This window comes from Streptomyces aquilus, from assembly GCF_003955715.1.
GTDB lineage: Bacteria > Actinomycetota > Actinomycetes > Streptomycetales > Streptomycetaceae > Streptomyces > Streptomyces aquilus.
Genome location: NZ_CP034463.1, coordinates 7,564,904 through 7,587,810, shown reverse-complemented (window position 1 = coordinate 7,587,810; position 22,907 = coordinate 7,564,904). Strand labels below are relative to the sequence as shown.

Sequence of the window (22,907 nt, the reverse complement as noted above, 5' to 3'; positions counted from 1 at the left end):
TGTCCTCAGTGCGCGGTGCAGCCCCCCGTCGCCGCCGGCAGCGGCTCCGGTACGCCGATCTTCGGCAGGCCCAGCAGCACGCCCGCCGGCTTGGCCGCCTCGGCGGCGTTGCGCTTCTCCCAGGCGTCGCCCGCGCGCGTGCGACGCACATTGAGGACGGGGCCCTCGGCGAGGAGGTGGTGCGGGGCGGCGTACGTGATCTCGACCGTGACCACGTCGCCGGGGCGGACCTCCTCGTCCGGCTTGGTGAAGTGGACCAGGCGGTTGTCGGGGGCGCGGCCGGAGAGGCGGTGGGTGGAGCCGTCCTTGCGGCCCTCGCCCTCGGCGACCATCAGCTCCAGCGTGCGGCCGACCTGCTTCTTGTTCTCGTCCCAGGAGATCTCCTCCTGAAGGGCGACGAGACGCTCGTAGCGCGCCTGGACGACCTCCTTGGGGATCTGCCCCTCCATGGTCGCGGCCGGGGTTCCGGGGCGCTTGGAGTACTGGAAGGTGAAGGCGTTGGTGAAGCGGGCCTCGCGGACCGTGTGCATGGTCTGCTCGAAGTCCTCCTCGGTCTCGCCGGGGAAGCCGACGATGATGTCGGTCGAGATCGCGGCGTCCGGCATCGCGGCACGCACCTTCTCGATGATCCCGAGGAAACGCTCCTGCCGGTACGAGCGGCGCATCGCCTTGAGCACCGTGTCCGAGCCGGACTGGAGCGGCATGTGCAGCTGCGGCATCACGTTCGGCGTCTCGGCCATGGCGGCGATGACGTCGTCGGTGAAGTCGCGCGGGTGCGGGGAGGTGAAGCGGACGCGCTCCAGGCCCTCGATCTTGCCGCAGGCCCGCAGCAGCTTGCTGAAGGCCTCGCGGTCGCCGATGTCGGACCCGTACGCGTTGACGTTCTGGCCGAGCAGCGTGATCTCGGAGACGCCCTCGGCGACCAGGGCCTCGATCTCGGCGAGGATGTCGCCGGTGCGACGGTCCTTCTCCTTGCCGCGCAGCGCCGGGACGATGCAGAAGGTGCAGGTGTTGTTGCAGCCGACGGAGATCGACACCCAGGCCGCGTAGGCGCTCTCCCGCCGGGTCGGCAGCGTGGAGGGGAAGGCCTCCAGGGACTCGGCGATCTCGACCTGCGCCTCCTCCTGCACGCGCGCGCGTTCCAGCAGGACCGGCAGCTTGCCGATGTTGTGCGTGCCGAAGACGACGTCCACCCAGGGCGCCTTCTTGACGATGGTGTCCTGGTCCTTCTGCGCCAGGCACCCGCCGACCGCGATCTGCATGCCGGGCCGCGAGGCCTTCTTGGGGGCGAGGCGGCCGAGGTTGCCGTAGAGCCGGTTGTCGGCGTTCTCGCGCACCGCGCAAGTGTTGAAGACCACCACGTCCGCGTCCCCGTCGGAACCCTCGGGCGCGCGCACGTACCCGGCCTCCTCCAGCAGTCCGGACAATCGCTCGGAGTCATGGACGTTCATCTGGCACCCGTAGGTACGAACTTCGTAGGTCTTGGGCACTGAGACGTCCACTGCCGGGCTCCGGTCGCTGCTGATGGTCATCCCTCAAGAGTAGGCGGTCCCGGGAACGCCTCGCGCCGGGCCGGGGCGCCCCGGGGTGCGGGGTCCACAGGGGCAGATCACCATGAGGAGCAGGTGGCCCATGGATTCCGTGACCTCGCGCAGAGTGCTGCGCGTCCTCGCCTTCGCCGCGGCCGTGCTGTGCACGCTGATCGTCGCCGTGGCGGCCACGGCGCGTGCCACGGTCGTGTCGGCGGGCTTCTACGGCTCGGTGCTGGACGAGGAGTCGGCGTACGACCGGGTCTACGACCAGGTCCTGGTCGATCCGAAGGCCGCGTCGGTGACCCGGAACCTGCTGGCGGGGCTGCCCGTGCCGGAGGCCGTGGTGACCTCCAACATCAAGCTGGTGCTGCCGCCGGAGACGGTCCGGGACCTCACCCAGGAGCAGATCGGCAACGCCGTCGGCTACCTCCGCGGCGACCGGGACACCCTCGTTCTGTCCGTGGACCTGCGCCCGGTGCTGGACAACGTCGACGACCTGGCCCAGGTCTACTTCGGCGATCTCGTCGCCTCCGTGCAGAACCGGACCGAGCCGGACTTCGCCGCGTTCTCGGCGGATCTGTCGGCCGCCCTGGAGCACGTCGTCGCCGGCCGCGTCCCCGGTTCGCTGCCCGCCCTCCCCCTCACCGAGGAGCAGGCCGCGACGGCCGCCCGGGACCTCCTCGCCGCGCTTCCCGAGGAGCAGCGGGAGGCGCTGCGACCGGACGTCGAAGTGGCCCTGGGCGACGGGGACATCGGCACGGTGCTCGCCACCGTGGCACCCGCGGTGGTGTCCGAGCGCACCCATGACGCCGCCGCACGGCTGCGGACGCTCGCGGGAGGCAGCCACTGGAACCTCGACCGCCCCCTCGACCTCGCGGGTCTGCGGAGCGTTCGCCCCTATACGGCGGTCGGGCTCGGGATCGTCGAGGCGGTCGCCGCCGCGCTGCTGGTCGCCGCCCTGGCCGTGCTGTGGTTCACCGGTTCCGCCGCGCCCGGCCGCAGGCCGATGCTGCTGGGCTGGGCGCTGGCCGCCGGTGGCCTGCTGACGGCTCTGGTCGTCGTGGTCGTACGTCTTGTCGGCGGCGGCCGTTTCGTCGATCCGCCGGCGAGCTGGCCGACGGGCCTCGCCCGCCTGGTCGACGACCTCCAGCGCACGGCCGTCGACGACATGACGGCCGCCGCCCTGGGCAGCGCGCTGGTCCCGCTGGTGGCGGGGGCGCTGCTCGCCGGGCTCGGGTGGGCTCTTCAGGTACGCCCCCGGCTGCGGACGGCGCCCGCTGCCGCGTACATCCGTCCGCTGGCGGCCGGCGCGAGCGCTCTCGCCCTCGCCGGTCTCGTGCTGGTGCCGTTGGCCGCGCCCGAGGCGCCGCGCCGGTGCGAGGGCAGCGTGCGGCTGTGCGACCGGCCCTACGACAAGGTCGCCTTCCTGACCTCGCACAACGCCATGTCGACCACCGTCGACCGGTTCATCGGCCCGCTCCAGGACCCGGCCATCACCACCCAGCTGGACGACGGGGTACGGGCCCTCCAGATCGACACCTACCGCTGGGAGCGGCCCGACGAGATCACCGCGCGGCTGAACGCGTCCGACTTCTCGCCCGAGCAGCGCGCGCTGATCGCCCACGTGGTCAACCGGGTCAACCCGCCCCGTGAGGGGCTGTGGCTGTGCCATTCCGTGTGCCGGGCCGGCGCGATTCCGCTGGTGCCGGAGCTCCGGGAGATCGGCGACTGGATGCGCGACCATCCGACCGAGGTGCTGACCCTGATCGTGCAGGACGCGATCTCGGGTGAGGACACGGCGGAGGCGTTCGCGCGGGCCGGGTTGAGCGACCTCGTCTTCACACCGGACGCCGATCCCGCGGAGCCCTGGCCGACGCTGGGCGACATGATCGACAGCGGCCGGCGACTGGTGGTCTTCGCCGAGCAGGCCGACGGCCCGGCCGCGTGGTACCGGAACTTCTACGGCTACGGCATGGAGACGCCGTTCTCCTTCCGGCGCCCCGAGCAGATGAGCTGTGAGCCGCACCGGGGCGGCACCGGCAAGCGGTTGTTCCTGCTCAACCACTTCATCACCGCGGGCGGCGGCAGCCGTCTGGACGCGGGCGAGGTCAACGCCCGCGACTACGTCCTGAACCGGGTCGAGGAGTGCGAACGGGAGCGGGGACGACCGGTGAACTTCGTCGCCGTCGACTACACGACGATCGGCGACGCGCGCGGGGCGGTGGAAACGCTCAACGCCGACCGGTAGCGCGAGCCGTCGGGTCCTGTCGCACTAGACACCACCCGGTGACGCGAGCCATTAGGGCCCGCCGAAGTGGCCGGGCCGTCCCGTCGCCCGCAGGATGGTGACGAATCATGACAACTGCCGCCGAGAGGACCTCATGCTCTCTTCCACCCCACGGCGCCGGACCGCGACCGCGCTCACCGGACTCGTCCTGGCAGCGGTGAGCGCGGCGTCGCTCGTCTCGTGCAGTTCGGACAGTGACGACAACGGCTCCAAGTCCAGCGCTTCAGCGACCGCCACGGCGTCCTTCTCCGGTTCGGTCCCCTCCGCCCTCGCCTCCGTCAAGGAGTCGGTCAAGGCGTCGGTCTCGGCCCTCGCCTCCTCCGCCTCCGCCCAGGCCTCGGCATGGCTGGCCTCGGTGTCCGCGGAGACCGAGCGCGCCAACCGGGCCGCCAAGAACGCCCTCAAGGACGTCGACGGCAAGGGCAACGCCACCGCCGACGTCTCCCTCACCGGCAAGCCGCGATCCGAGACGGCCGGACTGCTCGCCGTCGTCGTGAACATCACCAACAGCACGGACAAGACCACGTCCTACGCCGTCCAAGTCGACTTCCGCGACCCCGACGGCAAGGTCGTGCAGACGCGTTACGTCGGCGCGGAGGACCTGAAGCCGGGCGCCAAGGCCCAGCCGCTCGCCATCAGCACGGAACCGGCGGAACCGCAGCTGACCGCCGTGGTCGCGAAGGCGCAGCGCTACTGACCCACACGCCTCACGGCTCGATCAGCCCCGCGCGGATCGCGTACCGGGTCAGTTCGAGGCGGTCCCGCATCCCCAGCTTGGCCAGCAGGTTCGCGCGGTGCCGTTCGACCGTCTTGGTGCTGATGAACAGCAGCTCGCCGATCTCCTTGGACGTGTGCCCCTCGGCGACGAGCTTGAGGATCTCCTCCTCGCGTTCGGTGACGGCCCGCGCGGGCAGCGCGTCGCCCCGGTGCAGTCGGTCCAGGTACGACCGTACAAGAGCGCGTTCCGCGCCGGGATAGACGAACGGCTCGTCGCGCACCGCGCTCCGGCAGGCCGCGACCAGGTCCCGGTCGGCGACGGACTTCAGCACATAACCGCTGGCCCCGGCCTTGAGCGCCTCGAAGAAGTACTGCTCGTTGTCGTACATGGTCAGGATGAGGATGCGCAGCCCCGGCAGCCGTCGCGACAGCTCGCGGGCCGCCTGGAGGCCGGTCATCCGGGGCATGGCGATGTCGAGGACCGCCAGGTCGACCTCACGCGCGCGTGCCAGCTCGACGGCCTCCGCCCCGTCCCCGGCCTCGGCCACGACCATCAGGTCGTCCTCACCGTCGAGGATCAGCCGTACGCCCCGTCGTACGAGGGTGTGGTCGTCGGCGAGCAGTACCCGAACGGGGGTCATCGGTTCCCCCGGACGAGCAGTCGTACATCCGTTCCCCCACCCGGAGCTGCCGCGAGCGTGAGGTCGGCCCCGATGAGCAGCGCCCGCTCCCGCATGCCCCGTATCCCGGCTCCCTCGGTGGCGTCCCCGACGCCCTTGCCGTTGTCCCGTACGAGGAGTTCGACGCCGTCCGCGACCGGCTGGAGCCGGATCTCGGCGTGGTCGGCGGCGGAGTGCCGGGCGGTGTTGGTGAGGCCCTCCTGGGCCACCCGGTAGAGCACGAGTTCGGACTCCTCGGTCAGGGGCGGCAGTCCGCCGGTGACGTGGTGACGCACCGTCAGGCCGGGCGCGCTGAACTCGCCGGCGAGCGAGCGCAGGGCGCTGGCCAGGCCGAGCTCCTCCAGGACGCCGGGGCGCAGCCGGCGGGCGATGCGGCGGATCTCGTCGAGCCCCGCGCGCGTGGCCTCCTGGGCCTGGGCCACCTCCTCGCGCAGCTCCTCGGGGGCCCGGTCGGCGACGCGCTTGAGCTGGAGGAGGACGGCGGTCAGGGTCTGACCGACCTCGTCGTGCAGCTCGCGCGCGATGTGGTGGCGCTCGCGCTCCTGCGCGGACAGGGCCCGCCCGGCCCCGGCGGCATGCTCGGCCTCCAGCCGGTCGAGCATGGTGTTGTACGTCGTGATGAGCGCCGCCGCTTCCGTGGGACCGGCGACGGCGGCGCGGGCGCCCGGCCGGAGCAGGTCGGCGGCGGCCATGGCGTGCCCCAGCCGCTTGAGCGGGGCGAGGCCGATGCGCAGGACCAGCGCGTTCACCGCCAGCAGCGCGGCGAGGCCGACGACCACGACGACCGCCTCGGCCGAGGTCACCGGCGTCGACACGGTGACCGGGCCCAGCAGCAGCGCGGCGGCCACGACCAGGCCGGCGGCGTTGAGCGAGAAGATCCGCCAGAACAGCGACACGTTCCTGTTCCCGCCCCTCTCCTCTGATGCCTGCCCTACCAGACTCGGCCGGTCTCCCCGCCCGCGTATATCCGTGACGCCACCCATGTCGCCACGGTACGGCGCGGTGGCAGCATGCCCATCCGGTACCTGCGACCACCGACCGGGACGATCACCGACCATGAGGGGAAGAAACGTGTCTGCACCGCGCCTGAGGGCGACGCCGCTGCCGGGGATCGGGGTCCAGTACGACCTCGTGACCCGGGAACACCGCCATCTGTCCGTGGTGGCGCACCGCGACGGCGCCCGAACGGTGAGCGTGTACCGGGCCGACGACCCCGACTCCTGCGCCCAGTCGCTGCGGCTGACCGGCGCGGAGGCCGGCTCGCTGATCGACGCGCTGAAGCCGTCCCACCACAGCGCGAGCCTGCTCTACACCACCGACCTGGGGCTGGTCGCCGAGCGCATCGAGGTCGCGGCGGCCTCGCACTGGAACGGGCGGCTGCTGGGCGAGACCCGGATGCGGACGGACACGGGCGCGTCGATCGTCGCCGTGCTGCGGCGGGCCGAGGCGATCCCGTCCCCGGCGCCGGACTTCCGGCTCGCGGGCGGAGACACGGTCATCGTCGTCGGCACCCGCGAGGGCGTGGACGCCGCCGCCGCGATACTCGGGCGGGAGTGAGGCAACCGGTGCACTCCGCGGTCCTGTTGATCGAGTTCGGTTCCATCATCCTCGGCCTCGGCCTCCTCGGCCGGTTCGCCGGCCGCTTCAGCCTCTCCCCCATCCCGCTGTATCTCCTGGCCGGGCTGGCCTTCGGCGAGGGCGGGCTGCTGCCGCTCGGCGCGAGCGAGGAGTTCGTCGCGACCGGCGCCGAGATCGGCGTCATCCTGCTCCTGCTGATGCTCGGCCTGGAGTACTCGGCGGGCGACCTGGTCACCAACCTCAAGGCGCACTATCCGTCGGGCCTGGTCGACGCCGCCCTGAACGCCCTGCCGGGAGCGGCGGCCGCGCTGCTGCTGGGCTGGGGCCCGGTGGCCGCGGTGGTGCTGGCGGGCGTCACCTGGATCTCGTCGTCCGGCGTGATCGCGAAGGTCCTCGGCGACCTGGGAAGGGTCGGCAACCGCGAGACCCCGGTGATCCTCAGCGTGCTGGTCCTGGAGGACCTCGCGATGGCGGTCTACCTGCCGATCGTCACCGCGCTGGTGGCGGGCGCCGGGCTGATGGCCGGGAGCCTCACGCTGGCGATCGCGCTGGGAGCGGCGGGCCTGGTGCTGTTCGTCGCGGTCCGCTACGGGCGCCTGATCTCGCGTTTCGTCTCCAGCGACGACCCGGAGAAGCTGCTTCTGGTGGTGCTGGGGCTCACGATCCTGGTGGCGGGCGTCGCCCAGCAGCTCCAGGTGTCCGCGGCGGTGGGCGCGTTCCTGGTGGGCATCGCGCTGTCCGGCGAGGTGGCCGAGGGCGCGCACACCCTGCTCAGCCCGCTCCGGGACCTGTTCGCCGCGGTCTTCTTCGTCTTCTTCGGCCTGCACACGGACCCGGCGAGCATTCCGCCCGTGTTGCTGCCGGCCCTCGCGCTGGCGCTGGTCACGGCCGCGACGAAGATCGCCACCGGCTACTGGGCGGCCCGGCGGGCCGGCATCTCCGAGAAGGGCCGCTGGCGGGCCGGCGGGGCGCTGGTCGCCCGCGGCGAGTTCTCGATCGTCATCGCGGGCCTGGCGGTCGGCGCGGGCATCGAACCGTCCCTCGGTCCCCTCGCCACGGCGTACGTCCTGATCCTGGTCGTCCTCGGCCCCCTGACGGCGCGCTACACGGAGCCGCTGGCGTCGAGGTGGGCGGGGCGGCTGCGTGAACGCGGGCACGCGCGCGAGGACGAGCCCGTTGCGAAGGAGGCGTCGGTGGTGGACTGAGTCAGGCCACCTCGTCCGCCGCCGAACGGCCGCTCTCCTCCGGCACCCACCCCTGTCGCCGCAGCACCCCCGCCACATCCGGCGCCTCGTAGTGCTCCCCCTTGAGCACCTTGCCGTCGGCCCGGCGGGCCACGCGCCCGTCGGGTCCCAGCTTGGTCATGTTGGAACGGTGGATCTCGGCGATGACCGCGTCGAGGTCGATGCCGTGCACCAGGGCGGTGCCGTACGCGACGTACACGACGTCGGCGAGTTCGTGGGCCAGCCGGTCCAGGGGCCCTTCCACCGATACCTCGGCCACCTCCGCGGCCTCCTCGGCGAGCAGCTCACCGCGATGGGCGGCCAGCTCCGGCGAGACAGCGGTCGGCGTGCTGCGGGCGTCGAGCCCCATGGCGAGATGGAAGGCACGGACGAGATCGGCGGGCGAAGAACTCATACGGCGAGCCTATCCATCGGGCGCCGCCCCCTCCCCGCCCCGCACCCTTGTGATCCTCGCCCTGGTCAGCACCGCGTCCCGCCTGGCAGGATCGCGCGCATGTCCCGCATGTTCCCCCGCATCAGCAGGAGCCGGGCGCTTCAGGGCGCGGCCGCCGGTTTCGTGGCCTTCGGGCTCCTGCTGTGGTGGCTGCTGCCGCTCGGCGAGGAGCCTCCCGGCGGGACGATCACGTTCAGCACGGGCTCGCGCGGCGGCGTCTACGAGGAGTACGGCAAGCAGCTCAGCGACGAGTTCGCCAAGGACATGCCCGACCTGAAGGTGGACCTGGAGACGAGCGCCGGCTCCCAGGACAACGTCGCGCGCGTGGCGTCCGGCGAAGCCGACTTCGCCATCGCGGCGGCCGACGCCGTGGAGACGTACGCCCTCGACCACCCGGCCGAAGCCGCCCGGCTGCGCGGTGTCGCGCGCCTGTACGACGACTATGTGCAGCTGATCGTCCCGCCGGACTCCGACATCCGGTCGGTCGCCGATCTGAAGGGCAAGCGGGTGGCCGTGGGCCTGCCCAAGTCGGGGGTGCGGCTGATCGCCGACCGCGTGCTGGCGGCGGCCGGCATCGACCCGGACAAGGACATCACGGCACTGCCGTACGGCATCAACGACGCGTCCCGCCTCGGCCGTACGTTCGACGCGTTCTTCTGGTCCGGCGGACTGCCCACCCGGGGTCTGCAGACCCTCGCCGAGAGCGAGTCCTTCAAGTTCGTGCCGATAGGCAGCAACCTCATCAGCAAGCTGCACACCCAGGGCGCGGCCATGCGCTACTACCGCCCGACCAACATCCCGGAGTCGACCTACGACGTCCAGGAGGGCTACTCGGTCCCGACGATCGCCGTCTCCAACCTGCTGATCACCCGCAAGGACCTCGACCCCCGGCTCACCGAGTGGCTGACCCGGACGGTGCTGCGCAGCCGGGACAAGATCGGCGCCGAGGTGCACTCGGCCCAGCTGGTCGATCTGCGCACGGCGATCTACACCTCCCCGCTGCAACTCCACGACGGCGCCCGCCGCTACTACCGCTCGGTCAAGCCGTAGCCACCGTCCACCCGGAGGTGGCGCTCCGCGGCACCGTCACCGTCACCTTCAGGCCGTGCGGTTCGTGGTGCTCGTACGAGATCGCGCCGCCGCCCGCGGCCAGCAGGGCGCGGGAGATGGACAGGCCGAGACCGGAACCCTTGACGTTCTGATGGCGGCCGCTGCGCCAGAAGCGGTCGCCGACGCGGGCGAGTTCCTCGTCGGTGAGGCCGGGGCCGTTGTCCCTGACCACGACGTTCGCCGTCTCGCCGTTGGAGGAGACCGTCACCTCGACGCGCTCGCCCTCGGGTGTGAACTTCACGGCGTTGTCGATGACAGCGTCCAGCGCGCTGGACAGGGTGACCGGGTCGGCCCAGGCGGTGGTCGGCGGGCAGTCGCCGACCAGGGTCACGCCCTTGGCCTCGGCGGTCGGTGCCCAGGCCGCGACGCGTTCGGCGGTCAGCGCGCCGATGTCGGTGATGCGCAGGTCCGCGTCGGTGTGCTCGGCCAGGGCGAGGTCGAGCAGGTCGTCCAGGACCTGCGCGAGGCGCTTGCCCTCCATCTGGACCGAGGCGATCTCCTTGTTGCCCTCCGGGAGTTCGAAGGCGAGCAGCTCGATGCGCAGCAGCAACGCGGCGAGCGGATTGCGCAGTTGGTGGGAGGCGTCGGCGACGAAGGCGCGCTGCTGCTCCAGGACGTCCTCGACGTTGTCCGCCATCTCGTTGAACGAGTGGGCCAGGCGCCGGAGTTCCGGCGGCCCGCCGGCGGCGGCGACCCTGGACTTCAGGCTGCCGCTGGCGATCGCGTGCGTGGTGGCGTCCAGGACGCGTACGGGCCGCAGCACCCACCCGGTGAGCCGCAGCGCGGCACCGACGGCCAGCAGCATCGCGGCCATCAGGCCCGCGCCGATCACCAGCCAGTTGTGCAGGATCCGCGACCGCATGTCCCCGGTCGGCGAGTCGGTGACGACGACCGCGACGACGTCACCGTCCCGGATGACCGGGGAGGCGACGACGAGCCGGGTGCGCTCCCAGGGCCAGATCTGGTGCGGGTTCTGGCTGCGCCGGCTGAGCCGCGCCTCCTCGAACGCCTCGCGCACCTCGCCCGTCTCGGGGAGGAACCAGGTCGCCGGCGCGTTGGCCATGGGCACGTCGGTGCGGTAGAAGACGCCGACCCGGATGTCGTAGACCTCGTAGTAGCTCTCGAGTTCGCTCTCCAGCGTGTCCTGACGCTCGTCGTCGGGACCGGTCACGTACTGGGCGAGGGCCGCGAAGTGCGCGGTGTCGTCGATCCGGTCGACGACCACTTTCTGCTGCTGGGCCGAGGCCATGCCGATGCCGAGCGGGATGCCCAGCGCCAGCAGCATGGCCGCCATCAGGACGATGAGCAGCGGGAGGAGTCGTGTACGCACCCGAGCCTGCTACGAGGACGGGGCGACGAGCCGGTAGCCGACGCCGCGTACGGTCTCGATGAGGGCCGGCATGCGCAACTTGGCGCGCAGGGAGGCGACATGGACCTCCAGGGTGCGCCCGGTCCCCTCCCAGCTGGTGCGCCACACCTCGCTGATGATCTGCTCCCGGCGGAAGACGACGCCCGGGCGCTGGGCCAGCAGGGCGAGCAGGTCGAACTCCTTGCGGGTGAGCTGGACGACGGAGCCGTCCACGCTGACCTGACGGGTCGGCAGCTCGATGTGGACCGGCCCGAGGACCAGCGTGGTGTCGGCACCGCCCGAGGCGTCCTCGTGGGCGGTGCGGCGGCTGACGGCGTGGATCCGGGCGAGCAGCTCTCCGGTGTCGTACGGCTTCACCACGTAGTCGTCGGCCCCGAGGTTGAGGCCGTGGATGCGGGAGCGGACGTCGGAGCGGGCGGTGACCATGATCACCGGGGTGCTGGTGCGCTTGCGGATCTTGCCGCAGACCTCGTAACCGTCCTGGTCCGGCAGCCCCAGGTCGAGCAGGACGACACCGAATCCGTCGCTTTCCGGGACCAGGGCCTGGAGAGCTTCCTCCCCGCTTCGGGCGTGCGTCACGTCGAACCCGTGCCGGGCCAGGACCGCGGACAGGGCGGCGGCGACGTGATTGTCGTCCTCGACGAGGAGCAGTCTCATCCGGCCCTCCTTCGCTTCATCAGCCGTACGATCAAGTTGTGTACAAAAAAGCGTGCACGCGCGCGTGCACGTTGCAGTCACGCCGATGGAACAGGACGGCGTCAAGTGGGTTCCGGTTGCGGGCCGCTTCCGTTACCCGGCCGATATGCGGCCTGCTCACAACTGCTACGACACGTGTCCGATTGCTATCGGATCGTGATGCTCAGATTCCCCTCAAAGGTAATGACGCAGGTCGCGTGGGGTCACTACTGTCCTGCGAAACCGAGGAGGACGGAGCCCGAGAGCGATGACCGAAGTATCGGTGGCCAAGCAAGACGCGGCCGCAACCGGCGAACTGGTCGTCCTGAAGAGCGTCAACAAGCACTTCGGCGCGTTGCATGTTCTCCAGGACATCGATCTGACGATCGCCCGCGGTGAGGTCGTCGTCGTCATCGGACCCTCCGGGTCCGGCAAGTCGACGCTGTGCCGCACCATCAACCGCCTGGAGACGATCGACTCCGGCACCATCGCCATCGACGGCAAGCCCCTGCCCGCGGAGGGCAAGGAGCTGGCGCGGCTGCGGGCCGACGTCGGGATGGTCTTCCAGTCCTTCAACCTCTTCGCGCACAAGACCGTGCTCGAGAACGTGATGCTCGGCCAGATCAAGGTCCGCAAGGCGGACAAGAAGACGGCCGAGGAGAAGGCCCGGTCCCTGCTCGACCGGGTCGGTGTGGGCAGCCAGGCGGACAAGTACCCCGCGCAGCTCTCCGGCGGCCAGCAGCAGCGGGTCGCGATCGCCCGGGCACTGGCCATGGACCCCAAGGTCATGCTCTTCGACGAGCCCACCTCGGCGCTCGACCCGGAGATGATCAACGAGGTCCTCGAAGTCATGCAGCAGCTCGCCCGCGACGGCATGACCATGATCGTCGTCACCCATGAGATGGGGTTCGCCCGTTCGGCGGCGAACCGAGTGGTCTTCATGGCGGACGGCCGCATCGTCGAGGAAGCTGTGCCCGACCAGTTCTTCAGCGCTCCGCGCAGCGACCGCGCCAAGGACTTCCTCTCCAAGATCCTGCACCACTGACAGCAACCACTGGCAGCGGCCCCTGACCACCCCTGACAGCGCGTCAGACCCGCGTCACCCGCCTCGACGGCTCGCATCTCTCCTCACACAAAGGATGTTCACCATGAAGCTCCGCAAGGTCACCGCGGCGGCCGCCGCTGCGCTCGTCCTCTCGCTGACCGCGACCGCGTGCGGCGGGGACGACAACGACAGCGACACGGGCTCCGGTTCCGGCGGCGGCGACAAGATCAAGATCGGCATCAAGTACGACCAGCCCGGTCTCGGCCTCAAGAAGCCCGACGGTTCCTTCTCCGGCTTCGACGTGGACGTGGCGACGTACGTGGCCAAGGAGCTCGGCTACAAGCCCGACCAGATCGAGTTCGTCGAGACCAAGAGCGCCGACCGCGAGAACGCGCTGGCCCGTGGCGACGTGAAGTTCATCGCCGCGACGTACTCGATCAACGACGAGCGCAAGCAGAAGGTCGACTTCGCGGGGCCGTATCTGCTGGCCCACCAGGATCTGCTGGTGAAGACGGACTCGGACATCGCCAAGGGCACCGACCTCAACGGCAAGAACCTGTGTTCGGTCACCGGTTCGACCTCGGCGCAGAACGTCAAGAACGACATCGCGCCGAAGGCCAACCTCAAGGAGTACAGCGGCTACTCGGAGTGCATCGCGGCCCTCCAGAGCGGCACCGTCGACGCCGTCACCACCGACGACTCGATCCTCGCCGGCTTCGCCGCCCAGTCGCAGTACAAGGGCAAGTTCAAGCTGGCCGGCCTCAAGCTGAGCAACGAGAACTACGGCATCGGCGTGAAGAAGGGTGACACGGCGACCGTCGACAAGATCAACAAGGCCCTGGAGAAGATGGTCAGCGACGGCAGCTGGGACAAGGCCGTCAAGGACAACTTCGGTCCCGCGAACTACAAGAACGAGCCCGCCCCGAAGATCGGCGACATCGTCCAGTAACAGCGCAACGGTCCATCGGCGTGCCGCCGTCCACCGCGAGGTCGGCGGCGGCGCGCCGTGCCGTCCACGTACGCCACCCACCCGGAAGCGCGGGACATCGTGTTCGACTTTCTCTCCGACTATGACAACCCGACCCTGCTGGGCGCCTTCTGGATGACGGTGAAGCTCACGTTCTTCTCCGGCATCGGTTCCCTGGTCTGGGGCACGGTGCTGGCCGCGATGCGCGTCAGCCCGGTGCCGCTCATGCGTGGGTTCGGCACCGCCTACGTGAACATCGTCCGGAACATTCCCCTGACGGTGATCATCCTGTTCTGCTCGCTGGGTCTCGCGGACATCTTCCACGTGACGCTGGGCGCCTCGGACTTCAAGATCCAGGGCTTCCGGCTGGCGATTCTCGGCTTCACCGCCTACACCGCAGCCTTCGTCTGCGAGGCGGTGCGCTCCGGCATCAACACGGTGCCGATGGGCCAGGCCGAGGCGGCCCGCGCGATCGGCCTGAACTTCACCCAGACACTGCGGCTCATCGTGCTGCCGCAGGCCTTCCGCGCGGTCATCGGCCCGCTGGCGAACGTGCTGATCGCACTGACCAAGAACACCACCGTGGCCGCCGCGATCGGCGTCGCCGAGGCCGCGTACCTGATGAAGGAAATGATCGAGAACGAGGCTCAGACGCTGCTCATCGGCGCGGTCTTCGCCTTCGGTTTCGTGGTACTGACCCTGCCCACCGGCCTCATCCTCGGCTGGCTGAGCAAGCGACTGGCGGTGAAGCGATGAGCTCGGTCCTCTACGACACTCCGGGCCCCCGCGCCAAGCGGCGCAATGTGATCCTCTCGGTGGTCTTCTTCGCCCTGCTCCTGCTGCTGGCGTGGTGGGTGTGGACGGCGCTGGACGACAAGGGCCAGCTGGAGTGGTCCCTGTGGAAGCCGTTCACCCAGTCGGAGACCTGGACGACCTACCTCCTGCCGGGCCTCGGCGAGACCCTCAAGGCAGCGGCGCTGGCCATGATCATCGCCCTCCCCCTGGGCGCGGTCTTCGGCATCGCCCGCCTCTCCGACCACCGCTGGGTGCGGGGCGTGGCCGGCACGGTGGTCGAGTTCTTCCGCTCCATCCCGGTCCTGCTGCTCATGCTGTTCGCCAACGAGGTCTACGCCCGCTCGACGGACGTCGGTACCGAGAACCGGCCGCTCTACGCGGTCGTCACCGGCCTCGTGCTCTACAACGCGGCGGTCCTCGCCGAGATCGTCCGGGCCGGCATCCTCGCGCTGCCCAAGGGACAGACGGAGGCAGCCCAGGCGATCGGCCTGCGCAAGGGCCAGACGATGGCCCTGATCCTGCTCCCGCAGGCCGTCACCGCGATGCTCCCGGCCATCGTCAGCCAGCTCGTCGTCATCGTGAAGGACACCGCGCTCGGCGGCGTCATGATCGGCTTCACCGAGCTGCTCAGCGAGCGCGCGACGCTGGCGGCGAACTACGCCAACGTCATCCAGAGCTTCGTCGTCGTTGCGATCATCTACATCATCGTCAACTTCCTCCTCACCAGCTTCGCGAGCTGGCTGGAGAAGCGGCTGCGGCGGAGCAAGAAGAGCACGGGTGCGGTGCTGGGCGCGACCGACATGGAGGAGATGAACCCGGCGGCGGTCGGCGGTACGTTCGGGACCGGCGGCGAGGGTGGCGGCCCGGGTGGCTTCACCTTCAGCAAGAAACCATGACCGACCTGATGATCAGTCAAGTCGCTTGAATGACCCGGCCCCAGTGCCGTGAACGACGCGGAGGCAGTGGCATGATCGCCACTGCCTCCGTCACTTGACGCAAGCACCGGCAATGGGTTGCATACGTTCTGTGATCGTGCACCCTGCTCCAACCCTCTGTTCACCCACGTCCCCCGGGACACCGCCACGGGCAGGGGGCGCCGCGCCGTGGACCCGGTGATCATCGTCGGAGCGGGGCCCGTCGGGCTCACGCTCGCCCTCGCGCTGGCCCGGCAGGACGTGCCGTCCGTCGTCCTCGACGAGGGTCCCGGCAAGGACGAACCCCGCCTGGCCCGCACGGTCGTGCTCCGTGAGGACACCGCCGCCCTGATGGAGCGGCTGACCGGCGTCGCGCTCGACGGGGTCGGCTGCCACTGGGCCGGATGGCGGTCATTGCGGCGCAAGCAGGTGATGCGCGAGGTCACCTTCGACGACCCGGTGGAACCGGCTCCCCTGCACATCGCCCAGCACGTCCTGACCGGCCTGCTGCGTGAGGCCCTCGCCGGCGAACGGCTCGTCAAGATCGCCGTCGACAGCCGTCTCGACACCGTGGAGCAGGAGAAGTCCGGCGTCACCGCGCACACCCGCGGCACCAAGGGCACGTGGTGGCGCGGCAGTTACCTGGTCGGCTGCGACGGCCCGCGGTCGACGGTCCGCAAACTCCTCGACATCCGTTTCCCCGGCCGTACGGCGGTGGAGCGACACGCCGTCGCCGCGCTGCGTACGGAACTTCCGTGGGAGGGCGAGGCGTTGCTCCACCGGATGCCGCCGTGGCGGACCTCGGGCCCCTCAGCCGGCGAGGTCAGCGGCCGCCCCCTCCCGGACGGCGTGTGGCGCCTCGACTGGCTCCTGCCGCCCGGCAAGGACCTCGTCACACCCGAACTCCTCGTGACCCGCGTCCGCGAGACCCTCGCCGGCTGGACAGGCGGCCCGACACCGCCGTACGACCTCCTCGACACCGGTGTGCACACCGTCCACCACCGTCTCGCGCGGCGCTGGCGGGTCGGCCGGGTGTTCCTCGCCGGGGACGCGGCGCATCTGCTCGGCGCGCTCGGCACCCAGGGGCTGGACGAGGGGCTCAGGGACGCCGACAACCTCGCCTGGAAGCTGGCCCTCGCCTGGCACCACGGCCCGCACGAGGCGCTGCTCGACAGCTACCAGGCCGAGCGCCGTGGCGTCGTCGCCGCCCGGCTGCGCGCCGCCGACCAGGCCCTGCCGCTGCTGCGCGGCGGTGGCGGCCTGCGCGCCTACGTCCCCGGCTCGGCCCGGGGCCATGACGCGCTCCTCGCCGACGGCCACCTGGGGCGCGGCGTGCTCGGTGCGCCGGGGGCGTACGCCGGCTCCCCGCTGGCGCCCCGGCACCTGGAGGGCGAGGTCCCGGTGGACACGGAACCGGGGGCGCCGGTCGCCGATGTGCGGGTCACCGCCGAGGACGGCTCGTTCGTACGACTCCGGGACCGGCTCGGTCGCGGGGCGCTGCTCGTCGTCCTGATCGCGCCGGGGACGGGCGTGTGGGACCGCAAGCACTGGGTGACCGCCGGGGTCATGCCGCGTCTCGCGGCCGCCGTGACGGCGCTGCCGCACGCCGCCGAGCTGCTGGTCGCGGAGAGTTACCCCGGGGCGGCCGCGCACAGCGTCCTGCTGGTACGCCCCGACGGCCACCTGGTGACCGCGCTGAGCGGGGTCCGGCCCGCCGATCTGTACGCGGCCGCGGAGGCGACGGTGGGCGGACCGACGAAGACGGAGGCCGAGGCGGGGGCGGGGACGCGCTGAGACGAGGGGGGTGCCGAGCCGGTCGCGGCGCTCGCACAGGCGTGCGTTCCACATAGTGACGCTGAGTTGACCGTTCTGCACCGTGATGCTGTAATCCGCCTCATGACCGACACCTGTGTGCGCCTGTGGCGGAGGGTCCATATGGACCTGGTCCGCTATGCGGGCTGCGTGTGTCGTCCGTCGTTCTGATTCGCATCCCTCCTCCCGCGCGTGCCGTGCCCGTGGTGCCGTCGCGCGCGTTCCGCGAACGCTCTTCAGGACGGTGCCCGTGTCTGTCTCCCCTGCTCCATCGACCACCGCTTCCGTCGGCGCGTCGGCGCCCACGCAGGCCGAACTGCTCGACTTCGTACGGCGTACCGCTGCCGACGCCGAACTGATCTCCTCGCTCCCGCTCGACCCGCAGGGCCGCACCTGGGTGCGCCTGGAGGGTCCCGGCGGCAGTGAGGCCTGGCTGATCGGCTGGCCGCCCGGCACGGGCACAGGCTGGCACGACCACGCCGAGTCCGTCGGCGCCTTCGTGACGGCTTCCGGCGAGCTCAAGGAGAACTCGCTCGCCGCCCGGCTGCCCGCGGACGGCTGGAAGACTCTGGAACTCACCGACGGGGTGGACCGGGCACGGCGGCTGTCGACCGGCAAGGGCCGTTCCTTCGGGCAGCACCACGTCCACGAGGTGCTCAACGAGTCCACGGACGAGCACGCGATCTCGGTGCACGCCTACTACCCGCCCCTGCCGCAGATCCGCCGTTACAGTCGGACCGGGCAGGTCCTGCGCCTGGAGCACGTGGAGCGTCCGGAGGACTGGCAGTGAGCGCAACACGTGAACAGCCCGTCGGTATCGACGAGTTGCTGGAACAGGTACGCGAGCGCTACGACCGGATCGAGGCACGGGAGGCGTACGACGCCGCCCAGCGCGGTGAGGCGCTGCTGGTGGACATCCGTTACGCCGCCCTGCGCGACCGGGACGGCCTGATCCCCGGCGCCCTCGTCGTCGAGCGCAACGAACTGGAGTGGCGCCTCGACCCACGCGGCAGCCACCGCGCCCCCGAGGCCACGAGCCATGACCTGCGGGTCGTGGTGATCTGCAACGAGGGCTACGCCTCCAGCCTGGCGGCAGCGTCCCTGCACCAGCTGGGGTTGCACCGGGCCACGGATCTGGTGGGCGGGTTCCAGGCCTGGCGGGCGTCGGGATTGCCGGTGACGTCGGCGTAAAGAGCACGCCGTCGTCGAGGTGCCTCAGCCGACGTCGGGATCGCAGCAGAGCGGGACCGTGTCGGCGGTGCCTCTGGTGACGAGGCGGGTCTGGGGGTGGTGACCTTCTCCCTCACCTCAGACCCCCTCAACCCCCACCTCAAAACCCCTCCCCCTCAAGGAACTCCGTCTCCTCGCCCTCTTCCTCGAGCGCCTGCCGCACCACTCTCAGAGCCATGCCCTCGGGATACCCCTTCCGGGCGAGCATCCCCGCGAGCCGGCGCAGGCGCTTGTCCCGGTCCAGGCCGCGGGTGGCACGCAGCTTGCGGTCCACCAGCTCACGCGCGGTCGTCTCCTCCTGCTCGGAGTCGAGCTGCGAGACGGCCGCTTCGATCAGCGTGGAGTCCACGCCCTTGGTCCGCAGTTCCTGGGCGAGCGCCCGCCGGGCGAGCCCCCGGCCGTGGTGCCGGGACTCCACCCAGGCGTCGGCGAACGCGCTGTCGTTGATCAGTCCGACCTCCTCGAACCGCGACAGCACCTCCTCCGCCGCCTCCTCCGGAATCCCCTTCTTGCTCAGGGCGTCCGCGAGTTGCTTGCGGGTGCGCGGGGTCCCGGTGAGCAGGCGCAGACAGATGTTCCGTGCCCGCTCCACCGGGTCCCCTGAAGGCTCTCCCCTCTCGGCCCTCGACGAGGAGGAGACGCCTCCGTCCATGTCGGAGGGATCGTCGGCCGGTCCCCCGTGCGACTCTCCGAAGCCGCGCCGCCGGCGCCCACGTCCCCCACGTGAGCCACCCTCGCCGCGCGCTCCCCGACCGCCCCGGCGCGAGCGGCCGCCGCCCGAGTCGGCTCCGTAGCCGAAACCGTCCTCCGGCCGCTCGCCCTCGGTCGGTGCACCCTCGTACCGCGTGCCGTCGCCCGGCACACCGCCGCCGTACTCCCCGTCCATGCCGTACGACGGCGTACTGCCGTATCCCCCGTGACTGCCCTGGGCCTCGGCGCCGGTGGCACCCCTTCCCCGGTCGCGCGGAGCGTCCGGGTAGGCGTACTCGGCCCAGTCGGTTCGCCGAGTCACCGCGTCAGCTCTTGGCTGCCGCGGCCTTGGTCTTGGCCGTCTTGGCCGCCGCCGGTGCGGGGACCGTCTTCACGGCGTCGTCCGCGGGGGTGGCGACCGCCGCGTCCGCGCCCGGCTCGGCGGTCGGCTCCTCGGGACGGACGCCGACGCCCAGCTTCTCCTTGATCTTCTTCTCGATCTCGTTGGCCAGGTCGGGGTTGTCCTTCAGGAAGTTGCGGGCGTTCTCCTTGCCCTGGCCGAGCTGGTCGCCCTCGTACGTGTACCAGGCGCCGGCCTTGCGCACGAAGCCGTGCTCCACGCCCATGTCGATCAGACCGCCCTCGCGGCTGATGCCCTGGCCGTAGAGGATGTCGAACTCGGCCTGCTTGAAGGGCGGCGCGACCTTGTTCTTGACGACCTTGACGCGGGTGCGGTTGCCGACCGCGTCGGTGCCGTCCTTCAGGGTCTCGATACGGCGGATGTCCATGCGCACCGAGGCGTAGAACTTCAGCGCCCGGCCACCGGTCGTGGTCTCCGGGGAGCCGAACATCACGCCGATCTTCTCGCGGAGCTGGTTGATGAAGATCGCGGTGGTCTTGGACTGGTTGAGCGCGCTGGTGATCTTCCGCAGGGCCTGGCTCATCAGTCGGGCCTGGAGGCCGACGTGGCTGTCGCCCATCTCGCCCTCGATCTCCGCGCGCGGGACGAGCGCGGCGACGGAGTCGATGACGATGAGGTCGAGGGCGCCGGAGCGGACCAGCATGTCCACGATCTCCAGGGCCTGCTCGCCGTTGTCCGGCTGGGAGAGGATCAGGTTGTCCACGTCGACGCCGAGCTTGCGCGCGTACTCGGGGTCGAGGGCGTGCTCCGCGTCCACGAAGGCCACCTGGCCGCCGGCCCGCTGCGCGTTGGCCACCGCGTGCAGGGTGAGGGTGGTCTTGCCGGAGGACTCCGGGCCGTACACCTCCACCACACGGCCACGCGGGATGCCGCCGACGCCGAGTGCGACGTCGAGTGCGGTCGACCCGGTGGGGATGACCTCGATGGGCTCGTTCGGCCGCTCGCCCATGCGCATGACCGCGCCCTTGCCGAACTGCCGTTCAATCTGTGCGAGCGCGGCGTCGAGCGCCTTCTCGCGGTCGGTTCCTGCCATGGGTTCCACCCGGTTTGCTTGAGTCGATCGCTTCACGTGAAAGACGCTAACGCCTGCCACTGACAATGGGCCCCGACGCCCGTCCTGCCTGTGGATAACTCGGGCACTTATCCATCCGAACCATGCCCAAATGCCCACCGCGGACCCTTCTCGGGCCTCGCCCGCGCCTCCATAAGAATGGATGTTCGATTTTCGTGTCAAGCGCACCACGCGGCACATCCGAGCCTACGTCCAGGAGCCGGCGACCCCGGGGATCCCGGGCCGCGCGTCCGGCCCTCCGCGCCTCCCATACTTGCCCTCATGGCCACCTACGACACGCTCGGTGCGACCTACACCCGGACCCGCAGGCCTGATCCGCGCATCGCCGCGCAGATCCACGCCGCGCTCGGCGACGCCCAGGACGTGGTCAACGTCGGGGCGGGCGCCGGTTCCTACGAGCCTCCGCAGACGGTGCTCGCCGTCGAACCCAGCCAGGTCATGATCAGCCAGCGTCCGGCGGGAGCGGCGCCTGCGGTGCAGGCCGTGGCGGAGAACCTCCCGCTGCGCGACAACGCCGCCGACACCGTCATGGCCCTGCTGACCGTGCACCACTGGACGGACCTGAACGCCGGGATCAGGGAGCTGCGCAGAGTCGCCCGCCGCCGCATCGTCGTCCTGACCTGGGACCAGCGCGTCTTCCGCGAGCGGTTCTGGCTCGTCCGCGACTACCTGCCGGAGGTGGCCTCGTACGACGACCTCCGGGCCGTCCCCGTCGACCAGCTGCTCGACCTGCTCGGCGGCGGACGCCAGGAACCGGTCCCCGTCCCCCACGACTGCGTCGACGGCTTCGGCGCCGCCTACTGGCGCCGCCCGGACGCCTACCTCGACCCACAGGTACGCGCGGGTGTCTCCATGCTGGCCCAGACCGGCGACGACGCGCTCGCGCCGGGGCTGAACCGGCTCGCGGACGACCTGAGAACCGGCCGCTGGCAGACGCGGTACGCCGAGCTGCTCACGCTCGGGACGATCGACGTCGGTTACCGGCTGCTCGTGACCGACCTGGGACCGTCCGCCGCCTAGGAACCGGCTTCGTCCCCGGGGTCCCGGTCCCCGGGCCTCCGGGACAGGACATCACGCGCGCGCTTGAACAGGCCGGACCCCGACACCCGTCGCCGGTGGCCGTGCACGCGCGGGTCGTCCGTGACGTCGTACCGCTTCACGTACGCGCCCAGGAACGCCTGGAGCGTGGCGACCGCGGGGATGGCGATCAGTGCGCCGACGGCGCCCAGGAGCGCGGTGCCGGCGATGACCGAGCCGAAGGCCACGGCGGGGTGGACGTCGACGGTCTTCGAGGTCAGCTTGGGCTGGAGCATGTAGTTCTCGAACTGCTGGTAGACCACGACGAAGATCAGCACCCACAGCGCGTACCAGGGATCGACCGTGAACGCGATCAGCATCGGCAGGGCGCCCGCGAGATACGTGCCGATCGTCGGGATGAACTGCGAGACCAGGCCCACCCAGACGGCGAGCACGGGGGCGTTGGGCACTTCCAGTGCCTGGAGCAGGATGTAGTGCGCGATGCCGGAGATCAGCGCCATCACACCGCGCGAGTACAGATAGCCGCCGGTCTTGTCGACCGCGATCTCCCAGGCACGCAGCACCTCGGCCTGCCGGGCGGGCGGCAGGACGGAGCAGAGCGCGCGGCGCAGCCGCGGACCGTCCGCGGCGAAGTAGAACGAGAACAGCGTGATGGTCAGCAGCTGGAAGAGTCCCCCGAGGACCTGGGCGGACAGGTCGAGGACACCGGTGGCGCTGTTCTGGACGTAATTGCGCAGCCAGTCGGACTTGAGCAGGCCCTCCTGGACGTCGATCCGCTTCAGATCGGTGTGGAAGTGCGTGTTGATCCAGCTGATGACGGAGTCGATGTAGTCGGGGAAGTCCTCGACGATCTTGATGATCTGCCCCGCGAGCATCGACCCGAGCAGCGTGATGAACCCGGCGGACACGATCATCACGGCGAGGAAGACGAGGAAGGTCCCGGCTCCTCGGCGTATCCCGCGCGAGGCCATCCAGCTCACCGCGGGTTCGATGGCCAGGGCCAGGAAGAATGCGATCAGGATGTTGATCAGCAGCCCGGTGAGCTGGTGGAAGGCCCACGTGCTCAGCTGGAAGGCTGCGTAGAGGCCGAGGGTGAGCACCACCGCACGCGGCAGCCAGCGCGGCATGCGCGCGTTCGCCCCGGCGCCGCCGTCGGCCGGGGGCCGGGCGGGCGGCGTCGTGCCGAACGGGGACGCGTGCTGGGGGACCTCGTCGGTCTCGTCAGTGGGTGCCACGGTGCAAGTTTCGCCTACGCCGCTGACAATCCGCTGCCCCCCTGCGATCTTCGTGACCGGTCA

At 70.7% G+C, this 22,907-nt stretch carries 23 protein-coding genes; 14 read left to right on the top strand and 9 right to left on the bottom strand.

All coding sequences use genetic code 11. The features are described 5' to 3' along the window. Positions 1-5 precede the first annotated feature (5 nt). On the bottom strand, positions 6-1,532 hold the full coding sequence (gene miaB / locus EJC51_RS35040) for a tRNA (N6-isopentenyl adenosine(37)-C2)-methylthiotransferase MiaB (protein ID WP_207924831.1): 1,527 nt from the start codon (positions 1,530-1,532) through the stop codon (positions 6-8). 100 nt (positions 1,533-1,632) lie between these two features. Between miaB and EJC51_RS35035 the strand changes: the two genes are divergently transcribed. Both EJC51_RS35035 and EJC51_RS35030 read left to right on the top strand, forming a co-directional pair. Continuing rightward, entirely contained in the window at positions 1,633-3,780 is a 2,148-nt protein-coding gene (locus tag EJC51_RS35035) for a phosphoinositide-specific phospholipase C-related protein (RefSeq protein WP_126274711.1), read from the top strand. A gap of 133 nt (positions 3,781-3,913) precedes the next feature. After that, positions 3,914-4,516 carry a hypothetical protein gene (locus EJC51_RS35030; protein WP_126274710.1) on the top strand — a complete coding sequence of 201 codons (603 nt, stop codon included), beginning with the start codon at positions 3,914-3,916 and terminating at the stop codon, positions 4,514-4,516. Positions 4,517-4,526: 10 nt separating this feature from the next. On the opposite strand, the gene EJC51_RS35025 is transcribed toward EJC51_RS35030, so the two are convergent. Together EJC51_RS35025 and EJC51_RS35020 are read right to left on the bottom strand one after the other, a co-directional pair. After that, complete coding sequence (locus tag EJC51_RS35025; protein ID WP_126274709.1) at positions 4,527-5,177, bottom strand: response regulator; 651 nt, start codon at positions 5,175-5,177, stop codon at positions 4,527-4,529. Next, positions 5,174-6,112, bottom strand: coding sequence for a sensor histidine kinase (locus EJC51_RS35020; protein WP_244362977.1), 939 nt, complete (start codon positions 6,110-6,112; stop codon positions 5,174-5,176). The genes EJC51_RS35025 and EJC51_RS35020 overlap by 4 nt, the downstream gene beginning before the upstream one ends. 175 nt (positions 6,113-6,287) lie before the next feature. Between EJC51_RS35020 and EJC51_RS35015 the strand changes: the two genes are divergently transcribed. Next, a complete protein-coding gene (locus EJC51_RS35015) occupies positions 6,288-6,773 on the top strand; it encodes a cation:proton antiporter regulatory subunit (RefSeq protein WP_126274707.1) in 486 nt (161 codons plus the stop codon). Between the two features lie 8 nt (positions 6,774-6,781). Continuing rightward, on the top strand, positions 6,782-7,999 hold the full coding sequence (locus tag EJC51_RS35010) for a cation:proton antiporter (RefSeq protein WP_126274706.1): 1,218 nt from the start codon (positions 6,782-6,784) through the stop codon (positions 7,997-7,999). 1 nt (position 8,000) lies between these two features. Here the strand turns inward: EJC51_RS35010 and EJC51_RS35005 are convergent, their stop codons facing one another. Then, a complete protein-coding gene (locus tag EJC51_RS35005; protein WP_126274705.1) occupies positions 8,001-8,432 on the bottom strand; it encodes a pyrophosphohydrolase domain-containing protein in 432 nt (143 codons plus the stop codon). Positions 8,433-8,531: 99 nt separating this feature from the next. On the opposite strand from EJC51_RS35005, the gene EJC51_RS35000 reads away from it, so the two are divergent. Further along, positions 8,532-9,521 (top strand): TAXI family TRAP transporter solute-binding subunit, encoded by a 990-nt coding sequence (locus tag EJC51_RS35000; protein ID WP_126274704.1) that lies wholly within the window; start codon positions 8,532-8,534, stop codon positions 9,519-9,521. Here EJC51_RS35000 and EJC51_RS34995 read toward each other — a convergent pair. Together EJC51_RS34995 and EJC51_RS34990 are read right to left on the bottom strand one after the other, a co-directional pair. Next, complete coding sequence (locus EJC51_RS34995) at positions 9,511-10,911, bottom strand: sensor histidine kinase (protein WP_126274703.1); 1,401 nt, start codon at positions 10,909-10,911, stop codon at positions 9,511-9,513. The genes EJC51_RS35000 and EJC51_RS34995 overlap by 11 nt on opposite strands. A gap of 9 nt (positions 10,912-10,920) precedes the next feature. After that, positions 10,921-11,607, bottom strand: a complete 687-nt coding sequence (locus EJC51_RS34990) for a response regulator transcription factor (RefSeq protein WP_126274702.1) — start codon at positions 11,605-11,607, stop codon at positions 10,921-10,923. 286 nt (positions 11,608-11,893) lie between these two features. Here EJC51_RS34990 and EJC51_RS34985 point away from each other — a divergent pair, with 286 nt between their 5' ends. The 8 genes from EJC51_RS34985 (at position 11,894) to EJC51_RS34955 (ending at position 18,349) form a co-directional block, all read left to right on the top strand. Next, a complete protein-coding gene (locus EJC51_RS34985) occupies positions 11,894-12,670 on the top strand; it encodes an amino acid ABC transporter ATP-binding protein (protein WP_126274701.1) in 777 nt (258 codons plus the stop codon). 103 nt (positions 12,671-12,773) lie between these two features. Continuing rightward, entirely contained in the window at positions 12,774-13,619 is an 846-nt protein-coding gene (locus tag EJC51_RS34980) for a glutamate ABC transporter substrate-binding protein (RefSeq protein WP_207924832.1), read from the top strand. A gap of 99 nt (positions 13,620-13,718) precedes the next feature. Further along, positions 13,719-14,393: an amino acid ABC transporter permease gene (locus tag EJC51_RS34975; RefSeq protein WP_126277253.1), complete on the top strand. Its 675-nt coding sequence runs from the start codon at positions 13,719-13,721 to the stop codon at positions 14,391-14,393. Then, positions 14,390-15,328, top strand: coding sequence for an amino acid ABC transporter permease (locus EJC51_RS34970; protein ID WP_126274699.1), 939 nt, complete (start codon positions 14,390-14,392; stop codon positions 15,326-15,328). Before EJC51_RS34975 ends, EJC51_RS34970 begins: the two co-directional genes overlap by 4 nt. Positions 15,329-15,535: 207 nt before the next feature. Continuing rightward, positions 15,536-17,140: an FAD-dependent monooxygenase gene (locus tag EJC51_RS34965; protein ID WP_126274698.1), complete on the top strand. Its 1,605-nt coding sequence runs from the start codon at positions 15,536-15,538 to the stop codon at positions 17,138-17,140. A gap of 102 nt (positions 17,141-17,242) precedes the next feature. Further along, positions 17,243-17,329 (top strand): putative leader peptide, encoded by an 87-nt coding sequence (locus EJC51_RS49635; RefSeq protein WP_318722129.1) that lies wholly within the window; start codon positions 17,243-17,245, stop codon positions 17,327-17,329. Between the two features lie 79 nt (positions 17,330-17,408). Continuing rightward, the gene (locus EJC51_RS34960) at positions 17,409-17,948 is read left to right on the top strand and encodes a cupin domain-containing protein (RefSeq protein WP_126274697.1); all 540 of its coding nucleotides are present in this window, start codon (positions 17,409-17,411) and stop codon (positions 17,946-17,948) included. After that, positions 17,945-18,349, top strand: a complete 405-nt coding sequence (locus EJC51_RS34955) for a rhodanese-like domain-containing protein (RefSeq protein WP_126274696.1) — start codon at positions 17,945-17,947, stop codon at positions 18,347-18,349. Before EJC51_RS34960 ends, EJC51_RS34955 begins: the two co-directional genes overlap by 4 nt. Positions 18,350-18,488: 139 nt before the next feature. On the opposite strand, the gene recX is transcribed toward EJC51_RS34955, so the two are convergent. Together recX and recA are read right to left on the bottom strand one after the other, a co-directional pair. Then, positions 18,489-19,400 (bottom strand): recombination regulator RecX, encoded by a 912-nt coding sequence (gene recX, locus EJC51_RS34950; RefSeq protein WP_126274695.1) that lies wholly within the window; start codon positions 19,398-19,400, stop codon positions 18,489-18,491. Positions 19,401-19,404: 4 nt separating this feature from the next. Beyond that, positions 19,405-20,532: a recombinase RecA gene (gene recA, locus EJC51_RS34945; RefSeq protein WP_126274694.1), complete on the bottom strand. Its 1,128-nt coding sequence runs from the start codon at positions 20,530-20,532 to the stop codon at positions 19,405-19,407. Between the two features lie 300 nt (positions 20,533-20,832). On the opposite strand from recA, the gene EJC51_RS34940 reads away from it, so the two are divergent. Continuing rightward, positions 20,833-21,591 (top strand): class I SAM-dependent methyltransferase, encoded by a 759-nt coding sequence (locus tag EJC51_RS34940; protein WP_126274693.1) that lies wholly within the window; start codon positions 20,833-20,835, stop codon positions 21,589-21,591. Here EJC51_RS34940 and EJC51_RS34935 read toward each other — a convergent pair. Beyond that, the gene (locus EJC51_RS34935; protein WP_126274692.1) at positions 21,588-22,844 is read right to left on the bottom strand and encodes an AI-2E family transporter; all 1,257 of its coding nucleotides are present in this window, start codon (positions 22,842-22,844) and stop codon (positions 21,588-21,590) included. The two genes, EJC51_RS34940 and EJC51_RS34935, sit on opposite strands and share 4 nt — an antisense overlap. Positions 22,845-22,907 lie beyond the last annotated feature (63 nt).